The sequence below is a fragment of the Halosolutus halophilus genome, assembly GCF_022869805.1.
Taxonomy (GTDB): domain Archaea; phylum Halobacteriota; class Halobacteria; order Halobacteriales; family Natrialbaceae; genus Halosolutus; species Halosolutus halophilus.
In genome coordinates this window covers 4,339,720-4,361,880 of the sequence record NZ_CP094974.1, presented here as the reverse complement: position 1 = coordinate 4,361,880, position 22,161 = coordinate 4,339,720, and the positions used below count along the sequence as shown (strand labels likewise).

Here is a 22,161-nt window from a genome sequence, read left to right as displayed (position 1 = left end):
TCGCCGGCGGTTCACGGGCAGTTTTAGTCGCCGTCGACCAGCCGCTCTTTCGCCGCTCGCGTCAGCTGTTTGATCTCGTACTCGCGGGACATGGCCGCCGATCGCGTCTCGAAGGGCTCCGCGTGCCGGAGTTCGACCGGCGTCCGACCGCGGGTGTACTTCGCGCCCGCGCCGTCGTTGTGTTCGGCGAGCCGTCGATCGAGGTCGGTCGTGTAGCCGGTGTAGAAGGTACCGTCGGCACACTCGAGGACGTAGACGACGTGGTCGCCGTCGACGGGGCGCGTTGCCATCGGCCGTCGATACGAACGGGTGGACAAAAAGCGACTCGTCTGCGATGGGGGCGCGTGGTCTTTGAAGGCGGTTCGAAGGGGTTCAGGTCCCGCGTGCGCGCTCTTTGGCGACTTCTGCGATCCCTGCGTTGGCCGAGCAACTCGTACACGCGTGGATTTTCCCGCGTTCGTCGGCGAAGACGCGTGCGAACCGCTCGGAAACGTGCGCGCCGCAGTGGTCACATGTGGGCATGGGTATACCGGCACAAGCCGGTATGCGTACCTACCCAGTACGAATTTAAAAAGTCTTTCCCAAACGCCGTTTGGATTTTTGTGTACCACAACATATCTTTCTCGTCTCGACACTCTAGCCCCGTGCGTCGTCGATCGCTCGCGCGATCAGAACCGCCTGAGAGCCCGCGACGAAGCCGGCGTCGACGTTGACCACCGACAGCACCGTACACGACTGGAGCATCCCGGCCAGCGCGGCTTCGCCGTCGCTGCCGAAACCGTACCCGCTCGAGACGGGCACGCCGATGACCGGCGTATCGACGAGTCCGGCGACGACGGTAGGTAACGCCCCTTCACGGCCGGCACAGACGATCAGCACGTCCGCGTCCCGAAGCCGATCGAGCTGGTCCAGGATCCGGTCGAGCGCGGCGACGCCGACGTCGTCGACTCGGTCGACGGACGCGCCGGCGTCCTCACAGACGAGTTCGGCCTCGTCCGCGATCGGGCCGTCGACGGTGCCGCCGGTGGCGATCCCGATCGTCGCGTCGAGCGCCGGCGGTTCGTACGCCGGCGTCCGTACGTAGAGGGTCGAACTCCGCCGATCGATGGTGGCGTCCGGAAAGGAATCGTCGAGCGCCGACTCGAGCGCAGCGACCTGTCGATCGGTGACGCGAGTGACGAGCGCTCGCCCGGTCGTCTCGAGTGCGGTCTCGGCGAGTGCGACGACCTGTTCGGCCGACTTCCCCGCCGCGAAGATGCCCTCGGGAATACCCCGACGTTGCGGTCGGGCCGCGTCGAACCGGCCCGCGTCGCCGGTGACGTACCCGTTGAGCTCGGCTTCGGCCTCGGCCGGCGACAGCGAGCCGTCGGCGACGGCCTCGAGGAGTTCGCGCATACTCGGTGTCGGGGGTGCACGTACTCGAATCCGTCGACCCGATCGGCCACGGTTCGACCCGCGCGAGCGACGCAACCGAACCGCGCGCGACCGACCGTAGGACCGCGCGCGAGCCAGATTTCACCCGATCGGCGGGCCGATCGCGCGGATAGAAGCTCATCCGACATATACTTTCCGGTGGCCCCACGTTCCGAAACGGACGAATTGGGGGCTGCAGCCACCGTATTTCGGTGTGTAACCAAAGTTTTTATATGGGGGTAAGGGAAACGGGTAAATCGTATGGCAGACCTTATCGTCAAAGCCGCCGTGAAGGAAGCGCTCGATGACAAGAACGTCGCCTCGGATTTCTACGACGCACTCGACGAGGAAGTCGACGAGCTGCTCGAGGACGCCGCCCGCCGTGCCGAAGCGAACGACCGAAAGACGGTCCAGCCTCGCGACCTGTAAGGTACGCCACGTACACCATTTTTTCGGGCGCCACGCGACCAGCCGCGGCTGTGTCCGTGAGCCGTGAGTCCGGTCCGACGGGCACGTACACCAGTTCCGGGCACGCGCCAGCGACGGTACGTGGCGGCTGCCGGGCAAGTAGATCGCACAGTGACGGCAGAAATGGCGTCGTTCCAGTCGAGCGAGACAGAACCCGGGCGAACTACTCCCCGGTCGACTCGTCTGCCGGTTCTGATCTGTCGGGAGCCGCCGCGTCGTCGAGCAGCGAGGTCATCGCCGCCTCCGGATCGTCGGGCCGGATCGCCTCCACGGCGGTTCCGCTCGGCGACCGATCGCCGGCCCCGTTCGCGACGTCGTCCTGGCCGGACGACCCACCGGCAGGCGACCGCCGCGACGGCGACCTCCGAGCCGTCGCCGAATCGGCCGTCTCGCCGTCTCCGTCCGCGGTCGCCCGCCCGTCGTCGCCGGAGGCGAGCGCGAGAATGTCGTCGACGCTCTCGTCCGAGACCGTCTTCGCGGGCGGGCGACCGGACAGCGACCCGTACTCCCGCTTCAGTTCTTCGAAGTCCGGTTCTTCGGCGGCCGCGGCGAACGGTGAGGGCTCCCCGTCCTCGGGTCGCCGTTCGGTGGTCGCCGACGTCCCGATCGGCTCCTCGTCGCGGTCGTCGACTTCCGCCTCGAGTTTCTCGAACACCTCGTCGATTCCCTCCGAGGAGACGGTTCGCGTCGGTCCCCCGTCGAGGGTGAACGGATCCGGGTCGGTATCGCCGTCCTCGGTCGACCCGATCGAGTCGATAACGTCGTCGACGTTCGACTCCGAGACGTGATATCGGGTGCCGCTCTCACGGAGTTTCTCGACGACCGTTTCGGTGTCCTCCGCCGACTCCAGCACCGACTCGATCGAGTCCGCCTCGTCGGCCCGGGACCCCTCCGAGCCGTCCTCTCCATCGAGCGACTCCCTCATCTCTATCGTCTCGCACGAGGTAGTGCCGTATATTAAGTTCTTTTGTGGAACAAATAACCTTTCCGAGTGATAATGCCGGTCCGATCGCGGTCGAAAAAGCGTCGATCGCCGGAGCCCTACCGCGATCCGCGTTCGTCGAGGTACCGCCGGGTTCGACCCAGGACGACGGGGTCGACCGCCCGGAGGTCGGTAACCGACGCCGATCCCGTCACGAACATTGCGGTCCTGAGTTCGAGCGTGAGCGTCTCGATCAGGTCGACGACCGCGTCCGTTCCCTGGCCCGCTGGCCCGAGAAACGGCTTCGCGAGACCGCCCGCTCGCGCGCCGAGTGCGATCGCCTTCGCGACGTCGAGTCCCGATCGAACCCCGCCGCTCGCGATGACGCAATCGTGGACTGCGCCCGCCTCGAGCGTGCTGACCGCGGTCGGAATCCCCCACGCGCGGAATCGCCTGCCGACGTGTTCCTGTCTGTCGGCGCCGACGGCGGCCGCCCGGTAGGACTCGATCCCCGACCACGTCGTGCCGCCCTTGCCGGCGACGTCGATCGCGTCGACGCCGGCGTCGGCGAGTCGCTTCGCCGTCGACCGCGAGATGCCGTTGCCGGTCTCCTTGACGATCACGGGCACCGAGAGCGCGTCCGCGACCCGCTCGATTTCGGCCAGACAGCCGCGGGCGTCGACGTCGCCCTCCGGCTGGACCGCCTCCTGCAGGAAGTTGAGGTGGATCGCCATCGCGTCGGCGTCGATCATCTCGACAGCCTCCTCGACGTCGGCGACGTCGTACTCGAGGAGCTGGGCCGCGCCGACGTTGCCGTAGAGAAAGGCGTCGGGGGCGACGTCCCGGACGATCGTGTAGGACTCGAGGAGGTCCTCGTCGTCCAGTTCGAGGCCGGCCCGCTGGCTCCCGACGCCCATCGCGACGCCCGTCCGCTGGGCGGCTTCGGCGAGCGCCCGGTTGAGTTTCGTCGTGCTGGGGTGGCCGCCGGTCATGCTCTCGATGACGATCGGCGCGGCCAGTTCGTGGCCGAACAGGGTCGTCGTGGTGTCGATCTCGTCGCGATGGATCTCGGGAAGCGCCTCGTGGACGAGGTTGACGTCGGCGAAGCCGGTTCCCGACGTCTCGACGTCTTCTTCTTCGATGATGCGAATGTGGTCGTCTTTGCGATCGGCTGTCTCGGGCATCGAATCGCTCTACCGGAACGATCGGCTGAACCCGTTGAAAAGGTGTCCATTCGATCCGGCCGGAGACGCGATCGCTGGAACGGAGGATCGCGTTTTTGCCGATCGACGCCGTAGCTCGCGTATGCTGCGCCAACTGTTGATCGCCTTCGGGATCGTCGAGGTCGCGAAGCCCCGACCGGTCATCGACGCCTGCGAGCGGATCGGGCTCGCGAATCCGTCGGAAGCCCAGTTTCGCCCGTGGGCGCTCTGGGGGGCCCGCCTCGAGGGACTGGTGTTCGTCTGGCTGCTCGCTCGCGGTCGGCGGGGCTCGACGATCGTCAGCGTCCTGCTCGGGGTCACCGGGGTCGTGCTCGCGCTCCTGCCACGTCCGATCATCACGCTCAGCCAGCATCTCGTCTACGAGAACACCGACGACCTCGAGTTGAAGCCGTGGATCGAACCCGCGGCCCGGCTGCTGGGCGTGCTCTACCTGACCGTCGTCGCCCTCTCGCGGCGCGCCGACGCGCCCGAAGACGAGGAACGGACCGTCCGATCGACCCGGTGAACGCCGCCACGGGTCGGGCCCTCGCTCACCGACCGACGCGACCGCACGTCCACCGTCACCGACCGATCGAGACCCGCGACAGGCGCGTCGAAACTAGCTCCCGACCCGAGAATCGAGCCGGCTGTCACGACAGTACCCGGACAGAGACGGTTATCTCCGCCGCCGCCGTAGTCCACGTATGTCCCCACGTTCCACCCTCGGTTCGAAGCGACGCCACCAGCCATTGCTCGCGGAGGTCGCCGCGCTGACCGACCGGATCGAAGCACTCGAACAGCAACAGCAGCAGCTGAAACGGACGGTCGAGGCCGTAAGCCGCGAAGCAGGGGTCTCGATCGGCTGTCCGTGCGTTCGCTGTCAACGAAGCTATACGATCGTCAAAGGCGGGAGTATGTCCTGTCCGGCGTGTGGCTTCAGGGAATCGCTCTGAGGAGGTCGTAACGGGGTCCCGCGATCGGGACGGGCCGGGCTCGACGCCGTCGTCAGTATTGACGGCTCTCGACCCCGTCGTCGGTTCCCACGTAGGTCGTGTCCACCAGCCCGACGAACAGGCCGTGATCGACGACTCCCGGGAGCGCCGACAGCCGATCGGCGAGCGCCGCCGGCTCCTCGATTCCCCCGAACGCACAGTCGAGCACCAGGTTCCCGTTGTCGGTGACGACCGGGCCGTCCTTGTGTTCGGCGTCCCGAAGCGTCGGCTCGCCGCCGAGGTCGTGGACGCGATCGGCCACGACGGTGTGGGCGGCGGGGAGCACTTCGAGCGGAACCGACCGCTCGAGTCGCTCGGTCAGTTTCGACGGATCGGCGACGACGACGAACCGGTCGGCCGTCGCGTCGACGAGTTTCTCGCGGGTGTGGGCCGCGCCACCGCCCTTGACGAGCGTGCCGTGGGCGTCCGAACCGGGAGCGTCGACGACCGCGTCCGCACCGTCGATCGCGAGGTCGATCGACTCGACCGCGTCGAGCGTCGTGAGCGGGATGCCGACGTCGAGAGCGAGCTGGCGGGACTGGAACGAGGTCGGGATCCCCTGCACCGCGAGGCCGTCCGCGACCCGACGGCCGATCGCCTCGATCGCGAACGCGGTCGTCGACCCCGTCCCGAGCCCGACGACGAAGCCGTCCTCGACGTCTTCGGCCGCGCGTTCGCCCGCACGGCGCTTCGCTGCGTCCGATCCGCCCTCCGTCTTCATGCTTCGACGAGCGAGCGGCGACGGTAAAAACGTTGCACCTCCGAGGTGGTCGATCGATCGCGAGTCAATCGAACGAGACCAGGACGACTACGGCTGTTGGAAGAACCTTTTTCCATCCGGTTGTGGACCCACCCTCCATGGTGAAGTCGGAGACGGCGGTCTCCCTCTCGAACGTCCGCAAGACCTACCACGTCGGCCAGCCGGTCCACGCCCTCGACGGGGTTAGTCTCGAGATTTCGCGGGGCTCCTACACCGCGATCATGGGACCGAGCGGCTCCGGAAAGTCGACGCTGATGAACCTCGTGGGCTGTCTCGATACCGCGACCGAGGGCGAAGTCGTCGTCGACGGTCGCGAGGTCGGCGGACTCGACGATCGGGAGCGGACCAACCTCCGCGGGACCGAAGTCGGGTTCGTCTTCCAGACGTTCAACCTCATGCCCCGACTGAACGCACTGGAGAACGTCGCCCTCCCGCAACTGTTCCAGGGCGTCGATCGGACCGAACGCCGCGAGCGGGCCCGGACGCTGCTCGAACGCGTCGGCCTCGGGGACCGCGTCGACCACATGCCGAACGAACTCTCGGGCGGCCAGCGCCAGCGGGTGGCCCTCGCCCGCGCGCTCGTGAACGATCCCGCGATCGTGCTGGCCGACGAACCGTCGGGCAATCTGGACACCGACACCGAGGCGGAGATTCTCGATCTCTTCGCCGAGTTCCACGACGCCGGGACGACGATGGTCGTCGTCACGCACGAACGCCACGTCGCCGAGCGTGCCGAACGGATCGTCCACCTGCTCGACGGGCGGATCGAACGGATCGAGGAACTCGAGGCGGTCGGGCCGAGCGGTGACGCGACGCCGGCGGTCGAGAGCGACAGTACTGGCGAAAGCGAAACCAGCGGTACTGGAGAAAGCGGGGGCGATCGGTGATGAACCCCGTCGAGAGTCTCCGGCTCTCGTGGCGCTCGATCCGCGGCCACAAACTCCGATCGTCGCTGACGACGCTCGGGATCGTGATCGGGATTGCAGCGGTAATCGCCTTCGTGACGCTGGGGGCGAGCCTCCAGGCGGGGGTCATCGGCGACATCAGCCCCGACGACCAGCGCAACGTCTACGGCTGGGCGTCCGAACCCGACACCGAGGGCGGTCCGCTCGCCGGGGCCCAGCCGGTCTTCAGTCAGGACGACCTCGACACCCTGGAGGAGAGCGACGACATCGAGGCCGCCTACGGCTACATGCCGCTGTCGACGCAGGCGCTGGTGTACGAGGAGGAAATCTCACCCCAGAGCGAGGCGCTGGTCGCGGCCGGCCCGTCGTACATCAGGGAAAGTTCCCTCGACGAGGGCCGGCAGTTCGAGATGGGCGAACGCGAGGCGGTGGTCAACCCCGCCGTGGCGAACCAGTTCGAGGAAAACGTCTCCGTCGGCGACGAACTCACGATCGTCCTGCAGGGAGGGCAGCGGACCACCGTCACCGTCGTCGGAATCACCGAGTCCTCCGAGGGGTTGAGCCCGTTCGAGGGGTTCGAACCCTCGCCGCGGGTCTACGTGCCGACGGACCCGTTCTACACCGAGCAGGTCGGCGGTGCGATTGCAGGCCCGATCGCGGGGGACGGAGGCGGTCCCGGACTCGGACCCGGCACTGGAGCGAACGGGTCCACCGCGGCACCCGGCACCGGAGCGAACGGATCCACCGTGGCACCCGACACCGGCGCCGACGACGCGCTCTTCCTCGCGATCGTCGTCGAAGCCGAATCGGCCGACGACGCGGACGTCGAGCGGGCCCGCGAGCGCGCGACGACCTACCTCGAGAGCGACGAGTCCGACGCGGGGACGCTGATGGACGAGGCCGGACTCGAGGTCACCCTGCAGACGAGCGCGGAACTCCTCCAGCAACTCCAGGACGTCCTCGACCTGCTCCAGAACTTCATCGTCGGCATCGCCGCGATTTCGCTGCTGGTCGGCTCGATCGGCATCGCGAACATCATGCTCGTGAGCGTCACGGAACGCACCCGCGAGATCGGCATCATGAAGGCCGTCGGTGCGCAGAACCGGGCCGTCCTCGGACTCTTTCTCGCGGAAGCGGTGATCCTCGGCACGGTCGGGGCGATCCTCGGGACCGCGCTCGGACTCGTCGGGGGATATCTCGGCGCGTGGTACATCGGACTCCCGCTGGTCTACCCCTACGAGTACGTCGCCCTCGCGATCGTCGTCGGGATCCTCGTCGGCGTGCTCTCGGGACTGTATCCAGCCTGGCGCGCGGCGCGTACGGACCCGATCGACGCGCTCCGGTACGAGTGACGGTCACCGGTCCGTGACCGTCCGGAGGCCCGACCGTTGGTGATACCGAGAGAGTTATTTACTCGGAATCGAGTAAGCTGTTTTGATGATGTGGCAAGACCTCGTCTTCATGATCGGGAGCAGTCTTTCGATCGTCTTTCTCGCGCCGACGCTCCGCGATACGAGTGCGAACGTGCCGCTTGGGACGAGCCTGCCGTCGATGGCGATCGGATTCGTTTACGCGGCAACGTTCTTCACGCTCGGGATGACCTTCTCCGCCGCCGGTGCGCTCGCCGCGGGGTCGATGTGGACGCTGATCGCGACGTTCCGTTCGCCAAAGCGGCTCTTCCCGGTCGACAGTCCGGCGCTGTTCGTCCGTAACCTCCGGCGCGTGATCAGTCGCCGACGGGCCGATCGGCCGGTGACCGACTGGTACGTCTCGGGCGATCGGTCCACCGGTCGCTGAACCGTTCCAGGTAGTTCCACTGTTCTCACGGTCGCACTCGCGACCGACGACGGATCTACGAGAGAGCGAGAGCGCTGGTCGCCGATTTCGGCCGCGTAAAAGGGGTACCTGGCAGAGCACCACGGTTCTGTCACAGGTGATGACGTGGCGTCGAGTGAGCCGTGGCGTGGTGCCCTGCCGTACTCTTTCGTATCACCGCAACGAACATACGAGTGATCCCAAACTATGTGGGGTCCGCCCGGACTCGTCAGGTCCGTTCCCGATCGCTATCGCGATCGGGTTCGGACTCGCGAGACTGGTCCCGTTCGCTATCGCGATCCCACGGCGAGTCTCCCGACGGGCCTGGCGGCCGGGTCGGGTCGACGGACCCGGACCGAACCGGACGCGATCGATCGGCCGGCGACAGTCCGATCGTATCGCGGGTCCGGGTGCGCTGGTCCGGATACTCCTGTGCGAGGTACGCGCCCAGGTAGCCGCCCAGCAGCGACAGACCGACGGTGTAGAGGAACACGACGAACGCCAGCACGAGGACGACGAACGTCGCGACCACGAACCCCTCGATCGGGGCGGTTGCGACGCCCATCCCGAAGCCGAGCACGCCGAGCGCGATGACCGCGATTCCAGCGATCGGGAGGAACGTGATCACGCCGGCGAGTGCGCCGACGATGGCTCCCTCGCGCGGATTCGGCCCCTCGAGAAAGCCCGCGACGGCTCCGCCGACGACGGTCGAGAAGGGGATGAACGAGAGCACGACGCCGACGACGGCACCGATGATCGCGTTGATGACGGTTCGTTCGGTGGCCATGGTGGACGAAAGGACGGGCAGCGTGAAAAGTAACGGTGTTCCCACAGATTCGGGAGCACCAGCAGTCGTGCTCGCCAGCCGCCGAGTCAGTCGTCAGCGAACTGCGAGCCCGATTCCTCTGACTGGGTCGCGGGAGCCGCCTCACCGGCGTCGGCCGGCGGGTCGGGACCCCCGGTTTCGGCGAGTTCCGTGAACGTCACCTCGCCGTTGACCTCGTCGGCGAGCAGATCGACGGCTTCGACGAAGACGGCGACGATCAGTGGACCGACGACGATCCCGATCGGACCGAGGGTGAACAGGCCGCCGGTAAAGCCGACGAAGTAGAGGCTTCCCGGGAGGCCAGCGGAGCGACGGGCGAGCCGAGGGCGGACGGCGACGTCGGGGAGCCAGCCGACGAGCACGAGTCCGAAGACCCCGACGAGCGTCGCCGCGACCAGTTCGCCGGCGGTGACGTGATAGATCGCGATCGGGACGACGAGCAGGCTCGGCCCGATGATCGGGACGAACTGCAGGATCGCGGCGATGAGCGCGAGGCTGAACGCCATGTCGTAGCCGAGGGCGAAGAACACCGGATAGCCGACGACGAGCGTCGCGACCGACGACGCGAGCTGAAGGACGTAGATCGCGTACAGCGTCTCGCGGGCGCGTTTCGCCAGCGCGTAAACGACGTCGCGGTAGCCGTGTGGGACCGGAGCGACGGCGGCCCGCCCGGCGGCGTCACCTTTCAGCAACAGCGCGAACAGCAGGATGACGAACAGTGCGAACTTGATCGCGAGGACCGGCAGTGCCGACGCGAACGACACCGCAGCCCCGCTCAGGTTGTCGATCGCGAGCGTCTGGACCTGTCCGGCCTCGATCGTGTAGGTCGCGTCGAGAACCGTGATCGGGAGTTCCCGGGGGAGTTCGTCGACGACGGCGATGATCTCGTCGATCCGAAAGTACAGCGTCGCCGCGATCGGCGAAAAGACGGCGACGACGCCGACGAACCCGAGCAGGGTAGCCGCCACGGCAGCCGTCCACTCGGTGAGACCGCGCCTGACGAGCCACCCGTGGACCGGCATCAGGACGTACGCGACCGTCAGCGCGATCAGGATCGTCCCGAGCACTTCGAGGAGGATCACCCCGGTGACGAGTCCGAGCAGCGCGACGACGCCCGCCAGGACGTACCGGCGGGTCGCATCGGCACGTGCGTCGCCGCCCGCAGGGTCGGGATCACCGCCCGCAGGATCGATCGTATTCGCCGTCACACACGTGGGTCTCACCCGGCGAGTAAAACCCTTCGGACTCGGTGACCCATCAGTTCGAGTTGAGAACGGGGACGGTCGCTCGATCGGCTGGAACCGCTCCTCGATCGGTCACGACGGTGCTGTCGGCTCGTGGCCCGGAACGATCGGAACGGCTGCGACCGACCACGACGCTTAAGATCACACAGTGGAACAACCGAGTAATGAAACGGCGAACGGTCATCGGTTCTGTCGGTGCGGGAGCGGTCGCGAGCCTCGGCGGCTGTCTCACTCGCGACGACGAGGACGAGGAACGGCCGGGGAACGACACGGCGGACGGGGATCCGGAGCCCGACGATCCCGACCTCGAGGGGACGCTGCGGGTCGCAACCTACGAGTCGATGGTCGACGGCGAGAACCCCGCGGGCCCGTGGCTCAAAGAGCAGTTCGAGGCGGAGTTTCCCGACGCCGAACTCGAGTGGACGGTCCCCGAATCGGGGATCAATCACTACATCCAGCGCGAACGGCAGGAGGCGGATCTCGACGCCGACCTCTACCTCGGGATCAACGTCGACGATCTCGCTCGTATCGACGATAGCCTCTCGGCGGGCGGCCTCTTTCGCGAACTCAACGCCGATCGGATCGATCGATCGGATCGCATCCGCGACGGGCTCGACGTGGGGGACCCGCACGGCCGCGTGCTGGCCTACGACACGGGCTACATCAGCCTCGTGTACGACGAGACCGTGGTCGACGAACCGGGGACGTTCGACGACCTGATCGACCCCGAGTACGCGGACGCGCTGCTCGCCCAGAACGCCCAGACCTCCGATCCCGGGCAGGCGTTCCTGCTGTGGACGATCGACGCCTACGGCGCGGACGGCTACCTCGACTACTGGCGGGACCTCGCGGACAACGGCGTCCGCATCCTCGACGACTGGAGCGAATCCTACTACGGGGCCTACATGCAGGAAGAACGGCCGATGGTCGTCTCCTACTCGACCGACCAGGTGTTCGCCGCGGACGAGGGGTACGATATGAGTCGCCACCAGGTCGCGTTCCTGGACGATCAGGGGTACGCGAACCCCGAGACGATGGGGATCTTCGAGCGCGCTTCGAAGGTCGATCTCGCCTACGAGTTCCTCGATTTCGTCCTCTCGAACGACGCCCAGGCCGAGATCGCCCAGCGGAACGTCCAGTTCCCCGCCGTGGAGGACGAGTTCGTCGATCTCGACGAGGCGTTCGACCAGTACGCCCACGAGCCGCCGGAAGCGGTGACGCTCGGCTACGACCGCCTTCGGGGCAACCTCGACGGGTGGGTCGACGACTGGGCGCGGGAGTTCGCCAGCCAGTAGCGCCGTGTCACGATCGGGTCGACTCGCCGGGGGCCGCACCTGGCTCGCGCGACACGTGCTCTCGCTGGCGGCGATCGCGACGGCCGGCGTCCTCGGCGTCATGCTGTATCTCCCGGTCGGCGTCGTCTTCGTCGACGCCGTCGTCGACGACGGGGTGCCGACGCTCGCGGCGTTCCACGAGGTGCTGACCGATCCGTTCTACTTCGGGGTCCTCGCGGACGTCTTCGCCGACCCGCTCGCGATCGGGAGCCACCTCGGCGCGCTGCTCGGCTGGCTCGGGGCCGTCTCTATCTCCCTGTCGATCGAGTACCCGATCCCCGGCGTCGGACTGGGGGTCCCGTGGCTCCGGATCGACGCACCCGGCGTCCGCACGGGGCTGTTCGGCTTTACGGCCTACCAGGCGGCGCTCTCGACGATCGCGAGCGTCGCGCTCGGACTGCCCGCCGCGTACGTGCTCGCGAACTTCGAGTTCCGCGGCCGGCGTACCCTCCGATCGCTGACGATCCTCCCCTTCGTCCTTCCCGGGATTATGGTCGCGGTCGGCTTCTACGCGATGTTCGGCCGGACTGGGACGCTCAACTCCCTGGTCGGGCCGGCCGGCGTCGGCCCGTTCCCCTTCATCGAGTGGAATCCGCTCGCGATCGTGATCGTCGCTCACGCCTTCTACAACGCGCCGCTGGTCGCCCGGGTCACCGTCGCCGCCTGGGAGTCCGTCGACGTGCGAACGGTCGATACCGCCCGCAGCCTCGGGGCCAGCGAACGGCGCGCGTTCCTCGACGTGGTCGTCCCGCAGCTCCGGCCGGCCGTCCTCACCGGCGCGCTGCTCACGTTCATCTTCACGTTCATGACGTTCCCGATCGTGCTCGCGCTCGGCGGCCTCCAGCTCGCGACGGTCGAGGTCTGGATCTACGATCGGGTTCAGCGGCTGGCCTACACCGAGGCCGCCACGCTCGCGGTCCTCGAGACGATCCTCTCGCTGGGGCTGACCTACGCCTACCTCCGGTACGAGTCCGCCCAGTCCGGGCTGGCCCGGGCCGCGTCCCCGCCGCCGAAGGAGCCGCTCTTTCCGACCGTTCGGACGGCGCTCACTCCCCGCCGACTCGCGATCGTCGGCTACGGCGTCGTCGCCCTGATCGTCTTCGTCGGACCCATGGCGAGTCTCGTGATCGGGAGCATCACGGACGGGAGCGGGCTCACGCTTCGCCACTTCTCGTTCCTGCTCGAGCGCCAGCTCGAGGGCGAATCGTTCCAGACCAAGCCGCTGCCGGCCATCCGAAACTCGCTGCTGTTCGGGGTGGGCACGCTCGCGATCGCCGTCCCGATGGGTGTCGTGATCTCGGTGCTGACCGCGCGTGCGGGTCGCGCCGGGACGATCGTCGACACGCTCGCGATGGTTCCCCTCGCGGTCAGCGGGATCGTCTTCGGGATCGGGCTCCTGCAGGGGCTGGTCTTCGGAATCTCCCTGCCCGGCGGCTGGCGGCTCCAGGTGACCGGTGCGGTCGCCATCGTCGCCGCTCACGCCGTCGCGGCCTACCCCTTCGTCACGCGCAACGTCTCCCCGCTGCTCGCGAACCTCGATCCAGCGATGGTCGAATCCGCACGGGCGCTCGGTGCCTCGCGGTACCGAGCACTGCTGGACGTCGAACTCCCGCTCGTCGCGAGCGGGATCGTCGCCGGCGCCGCTTTCGCCTTCGCCATCTCGATCGGGGAGTTCTCTTCGACGGTGATTTTGGCCAGCGGGACCGACTCGTACACGATGCCGGTGGCCGTCGAACGCTATCTCGGACGCCGATCGGGGCCCGCGATCGCCATGGGGACCGTCCTGCTGGTCGTTACTGCCGCGAGCTTCGTCGTCGTCGATCGGGTCGGCGGGAGGTTCGAACGGTGACCGAACTCAGTCTCGAGGGGGTCTCGAAGCGGTACGGCGGCCGCGGAGCGACGGAGACGGTTGCGCTCCGGGAGGTCGACCTCACCGTCCGCGACGGGGAGTTCTTCACCCTCGTCGGCCCCTCCGGCTGCGGGAAGACGACGACGCTGCGGACGATCGCGGGGTTCGAGGAGCCCACGGCCGGGAGCGTCCGGTTCGACGGCGAGGAGATGACCGACGTCCCGCCCGAGGATCGAGACGTCGGCGTCGTCTTCCAGAGCTACGCGCTCTTCCCGCACATGAGCGTCGCCGAGAACGTGGGCTACGGCCTGCGCTTCCGGGAGCCACCCGCGGGAACGACCACCGACGAGCGCGTCGCCGAGTTGCTCGACCTCGTCGACCTCGCGGGCACGGGCGATCGCAGCCCGGACCAGCTCTCCGGCGGGCAGCGCCAGCGGATCGCGCTCGCCCGGGCGCTCGCACCGGCCCCCGACCTGCTCCTGCTCGACGAGCCGATGAGCGCGCTCGACGCGCAACTCCGGGAGTCGCTTCGCCGGCAGATCGTCCGGATCCAGTCCGAACTCGGGATCACTACCGTCTACGTCACCCACGACCAGGCGGAGGCACTGGCGATCTCCGATCGGGTCGCGGTGATGAACGACGGCCGGGTCGAACAGGTCGCGACCCCGCAGGAGCTCTATCGCGAACCCGCGACGCGGTTCGTCGCCGAGTTCGTCGGGGACAACAACGTCTTCGACGGCACGGTTCGGGACCGCGACGTGCAGGGTCGGGACGGCGACTACGCACGGATCGCCGTCGGGGGCGAGACGTTCACGCTGCCCGCCCTTCCCGACGGAACCGATCGGGCGACGTTCTGCGTGCGGCCGGGTGCACTCTCGCAGACGGCCGATCGGAACCGGATCGCCGTCACCGTCGGGACCAGCGAGTTCCTCGGCGAGACGGTCCGGGTCAACGGCCGGTGGAACGGCACCGAAATCGTCCTCCAGTTGCCGGACGTTCCGGAGCGCGACGAGTTGACGGTCGGGTTCGCACCCGAGGACGCACACGTCGTCGATCTGGAGTGAGGTGTCCAGCGTCGGCGCGACGTGCGGTCGAACCGGAGCCTGCAGGTGACGCCTTTTCCACGTTGGCGTGGTAGCAACCCGCATGCACGTTAGCCGTCAGCTCCGGCTCGAGGTCGAACGACGGGAACTAGCGGCTGGAACGCCGATCACGATTCGCGTCCGCGATTCCCAGGGACGGCCGATCGAGAACGCGCTCGTCGACACCGAAACGAAATCGGCGCGGACGGACAGCCGGGGGCTGTGCCAGCTCCGGTTCGACTCGCCCGGGTTCTGGAAGCTCACCGCGGCGAAAGCGCCGACCGATCGCGTGGCCTACAATCCGGTGTCGACGCTCGTTCGAGTGGTCCCGAACGAAGCGTCACTTCGGCCCCGCCGACGGATCGGCACCCGATAACGGCTCGTCGCGCGATCCAGAATTACGGAGTTTTCGGAGAGCGGACTCCCCGCGGCGGGCCCACCGCACCGATCGGCGACTATCTCACGAACACGTTCGGTCCAATTCCGTCGGCGTGGGAAATCGGAACGGTACTAAAGGACCACGGAGGAGGCCTAGTCAGTAGCACGATCGCTCGCTGGCGGCGTCGGAAGCCGCCGGGGAGGCACGGCGGAACGACGATCCATGAACGAATACACGCTCCTCATCGCAGCAGGGAACACGGCGACGCTCGTCACCGGTGGGGCCGTGGCGACGCTCGCTTACAGGGCCTTCCGGCGCACCGGCTCGCCCGCACTTCGCGCGCTCGCGCTCGGCTTCGCCTGCATCGTCCTCGGCTCGGTCGTCGGCGGTGCCATCCACTTGCTCGGCAACAACGTGGCCCTCGGCGTCGCCGCCCAGAGTTTGGCCACGGCGGGCGGGTTCGCGGTCCTGCTGTACTCGCTGTTCGTCGATCGATCGACCACGGAGACCGTCTCGATGCGGTGGTCGGGATGAGCCGGGACGCGACGCGGGTCGTCGCGATGGGGACCTTCGACCTGCTCCATCCCGGCCACGTCCACTATCTCGAGGAGGCGGCGTCGATGGGCGACGAACTCCACGTCGTCGTCGCCAATTCGGCGACCGTCACGCACAAACCGGCACCGATCGTCCCGGACGAGCAACGGCGAGACGTCGTCGAAGCGCTCGAGGCCGTCGATCACGCCCGCGTCGGTCACCCGGAAGACTTCTCGGTCCCGATTCGCGCGATCGATCCCGACGTGCTCGTGCTCGGTCACGACCAGCACCACGGCGAGGCGGAAGTCGAAGCGATGCTCGACTCGTGGGGGATCGACTGCCGGGTCGAGCGGGCGGGCGCTCGCGAGCCGACGGACGACGAACTGCTCTCGAGTAGCGCGATCAAAGAGCGGATTCGAAACCGTCGCGATCGGACAGCGGCGATCGGGGACGACGACTGAGCGAGCGATCGAGCCGCGATCTGATCCGAAAAGCGCCCGCGATCAGGAGAGCCGCGATCGGATTCGATTGAGCCCGTGCTCGAGCATATCGGGGCTCACGGCCTGGAACTCGTCGTCGTCGGGGAGATAGGGACGAACGGAGTCCCAGCCGTCGCGGGCGTAGCGCTCGTCGAGCAGGACCCGAACGCCGACGTCCTCGGGACTCCTGATGACGCGACCGATCGCCTGGCGCGCTTTTCGTACTGCGGGGATCGTCAGCGCGTAGGTGAAGCCGTCGCCGAACGCGTCGTCGTAGGCTCGGCGGACCGCCTCGGTTCGGGGACTCGAGGTGTTGACGATCGGGACGCCACAGACGACCGCGGCCGCGAGTCGATCGCCGCTGTAGTCGACGCCCTCGGTCAGGGTTCCCCGCAGACTCGTCACGAGGACCTTCCCGTCACCGGCGAAAAACGCCGTCTTGAGCGACTGGGTCGTCTCGTCGTCGCTGGAGGCGTCGAGCAGGACGGGTTTGTCGACGCGGTCCTCGAGGACACCCGCAGCCCAGTCCGCCTCCGCGTAGCTGGGCATCCCGACGAGAACGTTGCCGGGCAGGCGAGCGACTTTCGCGATCGCGTCTGCGTAGTGGGTACGGGTCGGCGTTGTTTCGCCCGGGCCACCCCGGTTGTCGTACGTGAACTTGGGAGCCGCGACGGCGAAACTCTCGCGGTTCTCTTCCGGGAAGTGCAATCCGTAGCGGCGCTCGACGACGGGCCTGTCGTCCTCGCGTTCGAGGTACCGGAGCCCCGTCACCTTGGTGAAGGCCTCGATCGGTTCGAGGGTCGCACTCATCAACACGCCGCCGCCGAACTGGCCGAGTCGCTCGCCGATCGCGTCGCTGGGGACGCAGTTGTGCAGGGCGAGTCTGGCGGTGTAGGCCCGCCGCCACGAGTCCGGCGGTTCGGTCTCGTCCCACGTGCGCTCGAGTTCGATCTCCCGGAAGTAGTCGGTGTGACCGCAGCGATACCACTCGCCGAGGACCCGGCCGACCGTAGGGGTAGCCCGCGTCCGCTCTTCCTCCTCCGCTTCGTTCAGGACGCGCGCGACGACGGCCCCGACGGCCTCGACGCGGACCCAGTCGACGTCGCTGTAGCCGGCTTCCTCCGCCCACACGGAAATCTCGTCTTCGGCCGGCTCTCCCGGATCCCGGAGCGGAATCTCCTCGTCGTCGAGATCGGTGAGGTCCGACTCCCAGCCCCGGTAATTCCGATCGAGGTAGGCCGTCACCCGCCGATCGAGTTCGGCCCGGAGGTCCCGGACGAACTCGAGGGTGCGCTCGAGTTCCTCGTAGGAGACGTCGCTGTCGTTCAGTTCCGCCCGGACGAGGTCGGCGTCGGCGGTCTTCGACCCGCCCTCGGCCCGGCGGCCCTCCCGTTCGAACCTGATCGGCTGGATGACCCGCGAGAGTTCGGTCTCGGCGTCGCGAAGCGTGGCGTCGGCGACCCCGTCGCTGACGAGGTCGCGCACGCGCGGTTCCAGCATGTGGGCCTCGTCGCAGACGACGAACGTCGAGTCGTCGAGCAATGCGCCGGTGAACGCCGTGGTCGTGGTCGGATCGAACGCGTGGTAGTAGTTCCCGATGACGACCTCGGCGTGGCCCAGCAGCGCGCCCATCACCGAGTGGGGACAGGTGCCCTGGCGGACCGATCTGGCGACGAGGTTGTCGGGCGTGACCATACCGGCCCCGGTGAAGTCGAACGGGACGGCCTCCGCGGCGTCACCCTCGTCGCCCTCGTCGGGCAGGTCCTCGAGGTACTGCGCGTAGAACGGACAGTACTCGGTTTCCGCACCGACCGCGCCGCCGTCCGAGTAGGTGGGCATCTCGAGCGGGTACGGGGCCGTTTCGTCCGCAGTCTCGAGGAATCGGGCGGTGGTCCCCGTCCGGCCGCTGTCTGCGAGCCCGGTCTGTTGCTGGCGGGCGCGCGCGGTCAGACTGCCGGCGGTCGTGTCGCCGCCCTCCCCCGTGAGGTCGCGCGTCCGATCGCGCAGCGTTTCACAGCGATCGTAAACGTTGCCGTCGTCGATCCCGCCGGCGTTCTCGCGGTTGTACGGACAGACGTCGGCCTTCCCGACGAGGGTGAGCCCGGAGACCGGAGTCCAGTCGTCGGGGAGAGTCTCGTTTATCGTCTCCAGGTCCGCTTCGAACTGGCGCAGTTGCTGTTTGACGCTCGTGAGCACGAACACGCGCTCGTAGTCGGTGTCCGGATCGCGCACGAGGTCGATCCCCGCGGTGAGTGCGATCATCGTCTTCCCGGTGCCACAGGCGCCCTCGATGACGGTGTAGCCACCGTCGCGAGCGGTGTCGATGGCGGTCTCGATGCCGTCGACCTGCGCGTCGTAGGGCTCGTCGTGGCCGAACACCGGCCGCCAGTTCGTCATGGATGCCGTACTCGGCGGTCGTCGTCCATAGCGTTGACGGACTGGACTGGTCGCCCCATCCGATTTAAAGTACGGCCGGGTCGCGATCGAGAGGGAGGCGAAACCGGTTCGATGAGGACACGAAACCGGTTCGATGAGGACACGAAACCAGTCGAGACCCCGCGACCAGAGCGCGATCGATCCCGGCAGGGATCCGACGGTCCCGCGGTCCGAGTCGGCCGGCCGAAACCTGTAGGGGTGTTGCTTTAACTGCGTGAGCGCCTACCGGAAGGTATGAAAGTCCCCAAGTCCCTCCAGAACGTCGATCGCAGCGGTGCGGTCGTCCGAACCATCGAGTACGATGATGGCAGCGTCATCGCGATCGACTTCGGCCACGCGGGCGACGACCTCATGGTCGACGTCGTCGGATCGACGGCGATCGTCGTCACTGACGACGAGCAGTTCGAGTTCGAACTGCCGCCCGAGGCCAGCGACGTGTCCGCGCAGAACGGCGTCCTGACGATCGAGGAGTAACGCTCGCTCGGGAGTTCGTCGATACCGACACGAGAGCCACGCTTCGTCCCCGAAACGCAAGCCATTCCCCTCCCCCCGCGTTACGTGGGGTATGACCGAGTCCGACGACGCCGTCGACGTCGATCGCTGGCGCGAGGACCTCGAATCGAAACGCGCCGAGAAAGACGAGTTCTTCGCCGAGCATCCACAGTCACCGATCCCGCCCGAAGAGCGCGAGGCGTTCTCCGGCCTCGACTACTTCAATCCGGACCCCGACTACCGCGTGACCGCGACCGCCGCGGTCCACGACGATCCCGAGGTCGTGTTGATGGACACGACTGCGGGCCGGGAGATGCGCTACCTCCGGACCGCGACGCTTGCGTTCAAGTTAACCCGTGACGATCCGGACCTCGAGGACGGCAGCTTCGAACTGGCGGCCTACCGGCTCGAGAGCCCGAACGACGAACCCTACTTCGTTCCGTTCCGGGACAAGACGACCGGACAGCAGACCTACCAGGGCGGACGGTACATGGAACTCGCGGCCGATCGGGACCTCGAAACGGGCGACGCGATCGTCCTCGACTTCAACCTCGCGTACACCCCGTTCTGTGCCTACAGCGAGACCTTCGACTGTCCGCTACCGCCCGAGGAGAACTGGCTCGAGATCGCCATCCCCGCGGGGGAGCGGTTCGAGTCGAACTGACGACCCGTGATCGATCGCGACAGCCGCCCGAACGCGCGAAAACTGCGCTTTCGTTTCGACTCGAGTGGAAACGAGGGGGTTGGAACGCCGGACCGGACGATCCCGAAGTACCCACGTGGATCCGGTCGGTGCAGTTGAAACGTAGGGGTTGCGCCGATCGCCGGACTCGAGAGTGGACGCCGATCGCGAATCGCCGAGTGACGCTCCGAGAATCAGGGCACGACCCCGACGGTAAGCAGCGTGCCGAATTCGCGGTACCGTTCGACCATGTCGTCCCGGGTGTCCCAGTCTTCGGTGGGGAACTCGGCCTCGCCCGGAATGGCGATCTCCCGATCGGGGATATTGTCCTGTTCGACGACGTACAGGCCCGCATCGCGGAAGGCCTCGCGATACTGCTCGCGGTTCCAGCGAGTCATATCGATGGCGATGAACTCCTGCCACTCGTGGGAGTGGACGTTCTCCTCGTAATAGTTCACCGCACAGTAGAACGTGCCGCCCGGTCGGAGGACTCGGGCGATCTCCTCTAGCGTCCGGGAGGGATCCGCGGCGTAGTAGAACGCTTCCATACTCCAGACGTGGTCGATCGAGTCGTCGGCGAAGGGCAGCGCGCCGAAGTCGCCGACGACGTAGCCGACCCGATCGTCGTCGGTGTACTCGCCCGCGTTGCGAGCCATTTCGGGTGCGCCGTCGAGTCCGTAGACCCGACCGGCATCGTTAGTGTCCCGGAGCGCGCGACCGGCGTAGCCGCTCCCACAACCGAGATCGAGGACGGTATCGCCCGGTTCGACGGGCATCCGTGCGAGGGCGTGTTTGGCGGTGTGCCAGTGACGCTCCTCCATGCCCTTGTCGCGACCGCTCGCGGCCCACTCGTCGAACTCCTCACGTACGCTCATACGTGGAGGATCAGCCCCGGGAGCCAAAATGGATTCGACTCGACGCCGATCGGCCACTGGCTACGCGATCGGTCGTCGGCTCCAGGAATGACCGACTTTCCGGAACCACTGACCTCGGGGGACTCCCACGAAGGGAGTCGACATCGACATATTTTTAGGTTTGCCTAAAAAACGTACGTCCGGAGAGGACCAGGCGGGCCACGATCCGTGGGCATCGGATGGAGGCCGATCGAACGCCGACCGTCGTTTCGTCCTCTCGTCCCCTTTACGATACGCTGACGGTGTCCGGACTCGATCTCGGGCTACGGATCGCACCGGCCACCGGACGTCCTCGCCCGGCCCCCGATCGCACAGGAGCAACGACGATCGCACACGAGAATCGATCGCACGATTGCGTCGGGACCCACATCCCCACTCTTAAGTCAGTGCCGAAAGTTGTTCTCTCCAATATGGAGTACACGCTCGAAATCGACGGCACTCCCGAGACGGTGCCAGGTGGGACTGGCGTCCTCCTTCTACATCCCAGCACCGGTGAGACCGATCGGATCGACACCGATTTCCTCAAGACGGACACGGACAACTTCCTCGTCGTCTCCACCCGAACCACTGCCCGCGAAGTCAAGCAGAAACTCGAGTACTACGACGTCGACGAAAAACGCGCCGAGATTCTCGACACGCTGAGCATCGAACGCGGCTACTCCCGGCGCACGAGCGATACGGTCCACTACGTCGCTGCGCCCGACGACGTCGACGGCATCGTCGACCACATCGACGGCTTTCTCGACGACCACGACGGCAAACTCCGAATCAGCTTCGATTCCGTCACCGAACTCGCCTACTACGCCGGCGACGAACGGGCACTGGAAGCCGTCGAGCGGATACTCGTCCTGCTCGAGGAGTACGACGCGATCGGTCTCTTCCATCTCTCCGAAGAACCCCACGACGAGGCGCTGGTCGACGAGTTCCGCGGTCTATTCGACGGCGTGATCGACCTCGACGAGGACGGGAACGTCGACGCCGAGTTCTGAGCGGCCGTTCCACCGGACTCGACCCCATGCCGGCCGAACACGACATTCCATGCCGACTGAATACGACAAACTCGTTCGCGATCGAATTCCGGAACTCATCGACGCAACCGACGAGCAGCCGGTGATCCATATCGCAGACGACGAGGAGTACGCCGACAGGCTCGCGGCGAAACTCACGGAAGAGGCCGTCGAGTACCAGGACTCGCGAGAACTCGAGGAACTGGCCGACGTGCTGGCGGTGCTTCACGCGATTCTCGAGGATCGGGGACGGACGATGGCCGACCTCGAGACGCGTCGCCGCGAGAAACGAGCCGAGCGAGGCGGGTTCGAGGACCGGATCGTCCTCGAGCGAGTCGAACCCGAGTAACGGATCGAACCCCAGCAACGGCGCGGTATCGACGAACCAGTATCGCCGAACGACAACGAACCGGTATCGCCGAACGG

At 67.0% G+C, this 22,161-nt stretch carries 26 protein-coding genes; 16 read left to right on the top strand and 10 right to left on the bottom strand.

From position 1 onward, the window contains the following. Nucleotides 1-23: 23 nt before the first annotated feature. From MUG98_RS21475 to larB, 3 genes are all read right to left on the bottom strand, one after another. Nucleotides 24-290 (bottom strand): GIY-YIG nuclease family protein, encoded by a 267-nt coding sequence (locus MUG98_RS21475; RefSeq protein WP_265109461.1) that lies wholly within the window; start codon nt 288-290, stop codon nt 24-26. Between the two features lie 82 nt (nt 291-372). Next, nucleotides 373-522, bottom strand: a complete 150-nt coding sequence (locus MUG98_RS21470) for a DUF7563 family protein (RefSeq protein ID WP_265109460.1) — start codon at nt 520-522, stop codon at nt 373-375. Nucleotides 523-636: 114 nt separating this feature from the next. Continuing rightward, entirely contained in the window at nt 637-1,395 is a 759-nt protein-coding gene (gene larB, locus MUG98_RS21465; RefSeq protein WP_265109459.1) for a nickel pincer cofactor biosynthesis protein LarB, read from the bottom strand. A 279-nt stretch (nt 1,396-1,674) separates the two neighbouring features. Here larB and MUG98_RS21460 point away from each other — a divergent pair, with 279 nt between their 5' ends. After that, complete coding sequence (locus MUG98_RS21460; protein WP_004267503.1) at nt 1,675-1,842, top strand: DUF1931 family protein; 168 nt, start codon at nt 1,675-1,677, stop codon at nt 1,840-1,842. Nucleotides 1,843-2,044: 202 nt separating this feature from the next. Here MUG98_RS21460 and MUG98_RS21455 read toward each other — a convergent pair whose 3' ends face one another. Both MUG98_RS21455 and fni read right to left on the bottom strand, forming a co-directional pair. Continuing rightward, entirely contained in the window at nt 2,045-2,806 is a 762-nt protein-coding gene (locus MUG98_RS21455) for a hypothetical protein (protein ID WP_265109458.1), read from the bottom strand. 116 nt (nt 2,807-2,922) lie between these two features. Further along, a complete protein-coding gene (gene fni / locus MUG98_RS21450) occupies nt 2,923-3,987 on the bottom strand; it encodes a type 2 isopentenyl-diphosphate Delta-isomerase (RefSeq protein WP_265109457.1) in 1,065 nt (354 codons plus the stop codon). A 121-nt stretch (nt 3,988-4,108) separates the two neighbouring features. Between fni and MUG98_RS21445 the strand changes: the two genes are divergently transcribed. Beyond that, nucleotides 4,109-4,531 carry a hypothetical protein gene (locus tag MUG98_RS21445; protein ID WP_265109456.1) on the top strand — a complete coding sequence of 141 codons (423 nt, stop codon included), beginning with the start codon at nt 4,109-4,111 and terminating at the stop codon, nt 4,529-4,531. Between the two features lie 178 nt (nt 4,532-4,709). Then, on the top strand, nt 4,710-4,958 hold the full coding sequence (locus tag MUG98_RS21440; RefSeq protein WP_265109455.1) for a hypothetical protein: 249 nt from the start codon (nt 4,710-4,712) through the stop codon (nt 4,956-4,958). 52 nt (nt 4,959-5,010) lie between these two features. Here the strand turns inward: MUG98_RS21440 and rpiA are convergent, their stop codons facing one another. After that, nucleotides 5,011-5,718 carry a ribose-5-phosphate isomerase RpiA gene (gene rpiA, locus MUG98_RS21435; RefSeq protein ID WP_265109454.1) on the bottom strand — a complete coding sequence of 236 codons (708 nt, stop codon included), beginning with the start codon at nt 5,716-5,718 and terminating at the stop codon, nt 5,011-5,013. A 137-nt stretch (nt 5,719-5,855) separates the two neighbouring features. Between rpiA and MUG98_RS21430 the strand changes: the two genes are divergently transcribed. From MUG98_RS21430 to MUG98_RS21420, 3 genes are all read left to right on the top strand, one after another. Continuing rightward, on the top strand, nt 5,856-6,644 hold the full coding sequence (locus MUG98_RS21430; RefSeq protein ID WP_265109453.1) for an ABC transporter ATP-binding protein: 789 nt from the start codon (nt 5,856-5,858) through the stop codon (nt 6,642-6,644). Beyond that, nucleotides 6,644-8,014, top strand: a complete 1,371-nt coding sequence (locus tag MUG98_RS21425; protein WP_265109452.1) for an ABC transporter permease — start codon at nt 6,644-6,646, stop codon at nt 8,012-8,014. Before MUG98_RS21430 ends, MUG98_RS21425 begins: the two co-directional genes overlap by 1 nt. Nucleotides 8,015-8,099: 85 nt before the next feature. Further along, nucleotides 8,100-8,459: a hypothetical protein gene (locus MUG98_RS21420; RefSeq protein ID WP_265109451.1), complete on the top strand. Its 360-nt coding sequence runs from the start codon at nt 8,100-8,102 to the stop codon at nt 8,457-8,459. Nucleotides 8,460-8,706: 247 nt separating this feature from the next. Here MUG98_RS21420 and MUG98_RS21415 read toward each other — a convergent pair whose 3' ends face one another. Both MUG98_RS21415 and MUG98_RS21410 read right to left on the bottom strand, forming a co-directional pair. Next, a complete protein-coding gene (locus MUG98_RS21415) occupies nt 8,707-9,264 on the bottom strand; it encodes a DUF5518 domain-containing protein (protein WP_265109450.1) in 558 nt (185 codons plus the stop codon). Between the two features lie 86 nt (nt 9,265-9,350). Further along, nucleotides 9,351-10,496, bottom strand: coding sequence for an AI-2E family transporter (locus MUG98_RS21410; protein WP_265112500.1), 1,146 nt, complete (start codon nt 10,494-10,496; stop codon nt 9,351-9,353). Between the two features lie 215 nt (nt 10,497-10,711). Here MUG98_RS21410 and MUG98_RS21405 point away from each other — a divergent pair, with 215 nt between their 5' ends. The 6 genes from MUG98_RS21405 to MUG98_RS21380 all read left to right on the top strand — a co-directional run bounded on the left by MUG98_RS21405 (nt 10,712) and on the right by MUG98_RS21380 (nt 16,186). After that, nucleotides 10,712-11,842, top strand: coding sequence for a thiamine ABC transporter substrate-binding protein (locus MUG98_RS21405; RefSeq protein WP_265109449.1), 1,131 nt, complete (start codon nt 10,712-10,714; stop codon nt 11,840-11,842). A 4-nt stretch (nt 11,843-11,846) separates the two neighbouring features. Further along, nucleotides 11,847-13,730 carry an ABC transporter permease gene (locus MUG98_RS21400; protein WP_265109448.1) on the top strand — a complete coding sequence of 628 codons (1,884 nt, stop codon included), beginning with the start codon at nt 11,847-11,849 and terminating at the stop codon, nt 13,728-13,730. Further along, on the top strand, nt 13,727-14,794 hold the full coding sequence (locus MUG98_RS21395) for an ABC transporter ATP-binding protein (protein ID WP_265109447.1): 1,068 nt from the start codon (nt 13,727-13,729) through the stop codon (nt 14,792-14,794). Before MUG98_RS21400 ends, MUG98_RS21395 begins: the two co-directional genes overlap by 4 nt. Before the next feature lie 82 nt (nt 14,795-14,876). Beyond that, on the top strand, nt 14,877-15,188 hold the full coding sequence (locus tag MUG98_RS21390; protein WP_265109446.1) for a carboxypeptidase-like regulatory domain-containing protein: 312 nt from the start codon (nt 14,877-14,879) through the stop codon (nt 15,186-15,188). A gap of 225 nt (nt 15,189-15,413) precedes the next feature. After that, the gene (locus MUG98_RS21385; protein ID WP_265109445.1) at nt 15,414-15,725 is read left to right on the top strand and encodes a DUF7521 family protein; all 312 of its coding nucleotides are present in this window, start codon (nt 15,414-15,416) and stop codon (nt 15,723-15,725) included. Continuing rightward, on the top strand, nt 15,722-16,186 hold the full coding sequence (locus MUG98_RS21380) for an FAD synthase family protein (RefSeq protein ID WP_265109444.1): 465 nt from the start codon (nt 15,722-15,724) through the stop codon (nt 16,184-16,186). The genes MUG98_RS21385 and MUG98_RS21380 overlap by 4 nt, the downstream gene beginning before the upstream one ends. A 42-nt stretch (nt 16,187-16,228) precedes the next feature. On the opposite strand, the gene MUG98_RS21375 is transcribed toward MUG98_RS21380, so the two are convergent. Further along, nucleotides 16,229-18,601 (bottom strand): ATP-dependent DNA helicase, encoded by a 2,373-nt coding sequence (locus MUG98_RS21375; protein WP_265109443.1) that lies wholly within the window; start codon nt 18,599-18,601, stop codon nt 16,229-16,231. Between the two features lie 273 nt (nt 18,602-18,874). Between MUG98_RS21375 and MUG98_RS21370 the strand changes: the two genes are divergently transcribed. Together MUG98_RS21370 and MUG98_RS21365 are read left to right on the top strand one after the other, a co-directional pair. Further along, on the top strand, nt 18,875-19,114 hold the full coding sequence (locus MUG98_RS21370; protein WP_265109442.1) for a DUF7127 family protein: 240 nt from the start codon (nt 18,875-18,877) through the stop codon (nt 19,112-19,114). Nucleotides 19,115-19,205: 91 nt separating this feature from the next. Continuing rightward, nucleotides 19,206-19,796, top strand: coding sequence for a DUF1684 domain-containing protein (locus MUG98_RS21365; protein ID WP_265109441.1), 591 nt, complete (start codon nt 19,206-19,208; stop codon nt 19,794-19,796). A gap of 212 nt (nt 19,797-20,008) precedes the next feature. On the opposite strand, the gene MUG98_RS21360 is transcribed toward MUG98_RS21365, so the two are convergent. Next, a complete protein-coding gene (locus tag MUG98_RS21360; RefSeq protein ID WP_265109440.1) occupies nt 20,009-20,689 on the bottom strand; it encodes a class I SAM-dependent methyltransferase in 681 nt (226 codons plus the stop codon). A gap of 449 nt (nt 20,690-21,138) precedes the next feature. Here MUG98_RS21360 and MUG98_RS21355 point away from each other — a divergent pair, with 449 nt between their 5' ends. Further along, nucleotides 21,139-21,717 carry a DUF7090 family protein gene (locus MUG98_RS21355; protein WP_265109439.1) on the top strand — a complete coding sequence of 193 codons (579 nt, stop codon included), beginning with the start codon at nt 21,139-21,141 and terminating at the stop codon, nt 21,715-21,717. A 49-nt stretch (nt 21,718-21,766) separates the two neighbouring features. Further along, nucleotides 21,767-22,084 carry a nucleoside triphosphate pyrophosphohydrolase gene (locus MUG98_RS21350; protein WP_265109438.1) on the top strand — a complete coding sequence of 106 codons (318 nt, stop codon included), beginning with the start codon at nt 21,767-21,769 and terminating at the stop codon, nt 22,082-22,084. Nucleotides 22,085-22,161: the final 77 nt, after the last annotated feature.

What these genes read in the sequence shown, in the direction of transcription:
- MUG98_RS21475 (WP_265109461.1), bottom strand. Translation starts at nt 290, where the DNA reads ATGGCAACGCGCCCCGTCGACGGCGACCACGTCGTCTACGTCCTCGAG.
- MUG98_RS21470 (WP_265109460.1), bottom strand. Translation starts at nt 522, where the DNA reads ATGCCCACATGTGACCACTGCGGCGCGCACGTTTCCGAGCGGTTCGCA.
- larB (WP_265109459.1), bottom strand. Translation starts at nt 1,395, where the DNA reads ATGCGCGAACTCCTCGAGGCCGTCGCCGACGGCTCGCTGTCGCCGGCC.
- MUG98_RS21460 (WP_004267503.1), top strand. Translation starts at nt 1,675, where the DNA reads ATGGCAGACCTTATCGTCAAAGCCGCCGTGAAGGAAGCGCTCGATGAC.
- MUG98_RS21455 (WP_265109458.1), bottom strand. Translation starts at nt 2,806, where the DNA reads ATGAGGGAGTCGCTCGATGGAGAGGACGGCTCGGAGGGGTCCCGGGCC.
- fni (WP_265109457.1), bottom strand. Translation starts at nt 3,987, where the DNA reads ATGCCCGAGACAGCCGATCGCAAAGACGACCACATTCGCATCATCGAA.
- MUG98_RS21445 (WP_265109456.1), top strand. Translation starts at nt 4,109, where the DNA reads ATGCTGCGCCAACTGTTGATCGCCTTCGGGATCGTCGAGGTCGCGAAG.
- MUG98_RS21440 (WP_265109455.1), top strand. Translation starts at nt 4,710, where the DNA reads ATGTCCCCACGTTCCACCCTCGGTTCGAAGCGACGCCACCAGCCATTG.
- rpiA (WP_265109454.1), bottom strand. Translation starts at nt 5,718, where the DNA reads ATGAAGACGGAGGGCGGATCGGACGCAGCGAAGCGCCGTGCGGGCGAA.
- MUG98_RS21430 (WP_265109453.1), top strand. Translation starts at nt 5,856, where the DNA reads ATGGTGAAGTCGGAGACGGCGGTCTCCCTCTCGAACGTCCGCAAGACC.
- MUG98_RS21425 (WP_265109452.1), top strand. Translation starts at nt 6,644, where the DNA reads ATGAACCCCGTCGAGAGTCTCCGGCTCTCGTGGCGCTCGATCCGCGGC.
- MUG98_RS21420 (WP_265109451.1), top strand. Translation starts at nt 8,100, where the DNA reads ATGATGTGGCAAGACCTCGTCTTCATGATCGGGAGCAGTCTTTCGATC.
- MUG98_RS21415 (WP_265109450.1), bottom strand. Translation starts at nt 9,264, where the DNA reads ATGGCCACCGAACGAACCGTCATCAACGCGATCATCGGTGCCGTCGTC.
- MUG98_RS21405 (WP_265109449.1), top strand. Translation starts at nt 10,712, where the DNA reads ATGAAACGGCGAACGGTCATCGGTTCTGTCGGTGCGGGAGCGGTCGCG.
- MUG98_RS21390 (WP_265109446.1), top strand. Translation starts at nt 14,877, where the DNA reads ATGCACGTTAGCCGTCAGCTCCGGCTCGAGGTCGAACGACGGGAACTA.
- MUG98_RS21385 (WP_265109445.1), top strand. Translation starts at nt 15,414, where the DNA reads ATGAACGAATACACGCTCCTCATCGCAGCAGGGAACACGGCGACGCTC.
- MUG98_RS21380 (WP_265109444.1), top strand. Translation starts at nt 15,722, where the DNA reads ATGAGCCGGGACGCGACGCGGGTCGTCGCGATGGGGACCTTCGACCTG.
- MUG98_RS21375 (WP_265109443.1), bottom strand. Translation starts at nt 18,601, where the DNA reads ATGACGAACTGGCGGCCGGTGTTCGGCCACGACGAGCCCTACGACGCG.
- MUG98_RS21370 (WP_265109442.1), top strand. Translation starts at nt 18,875, where the DNA reads ATGAAAGTCCCCAAGTCCCTCCAGAACGTCGATCGCAGCGGTGCGGTC.
- MUG98_RS21365 (WP_265109441.1), top strand. Translation starts at nt 19,206, where the DNA reads ATGACCGAGTCCGACGACGCCGTCGACGTCGATCGCTGGCGCGAGGAC.
- MUG98_RS21360 (WP_265109440.1), bottom strand. Translation starts at nt 20,689, where the DNA reads ATGAGCGTACGTGAGGAGTTCGACGAGTGGGCCGCGAGCGGTCGCGAC.
- MUG98_RS21355 (WP_265109439.1), top strand. Translation starts at nt 21,139, where the DNA reads ATGGAGTACACGCTCGAAATCGACGGCACTCCCGAGACGGTGCCAGGT.
- MUG98_RS21350 (WP_265109438.1), top strand. Translation starts at nt 21,767, where the DNA reads ATGCCGACTGAATACGACAAACTCGTTCGCGATCGAATTCCGGAACTC.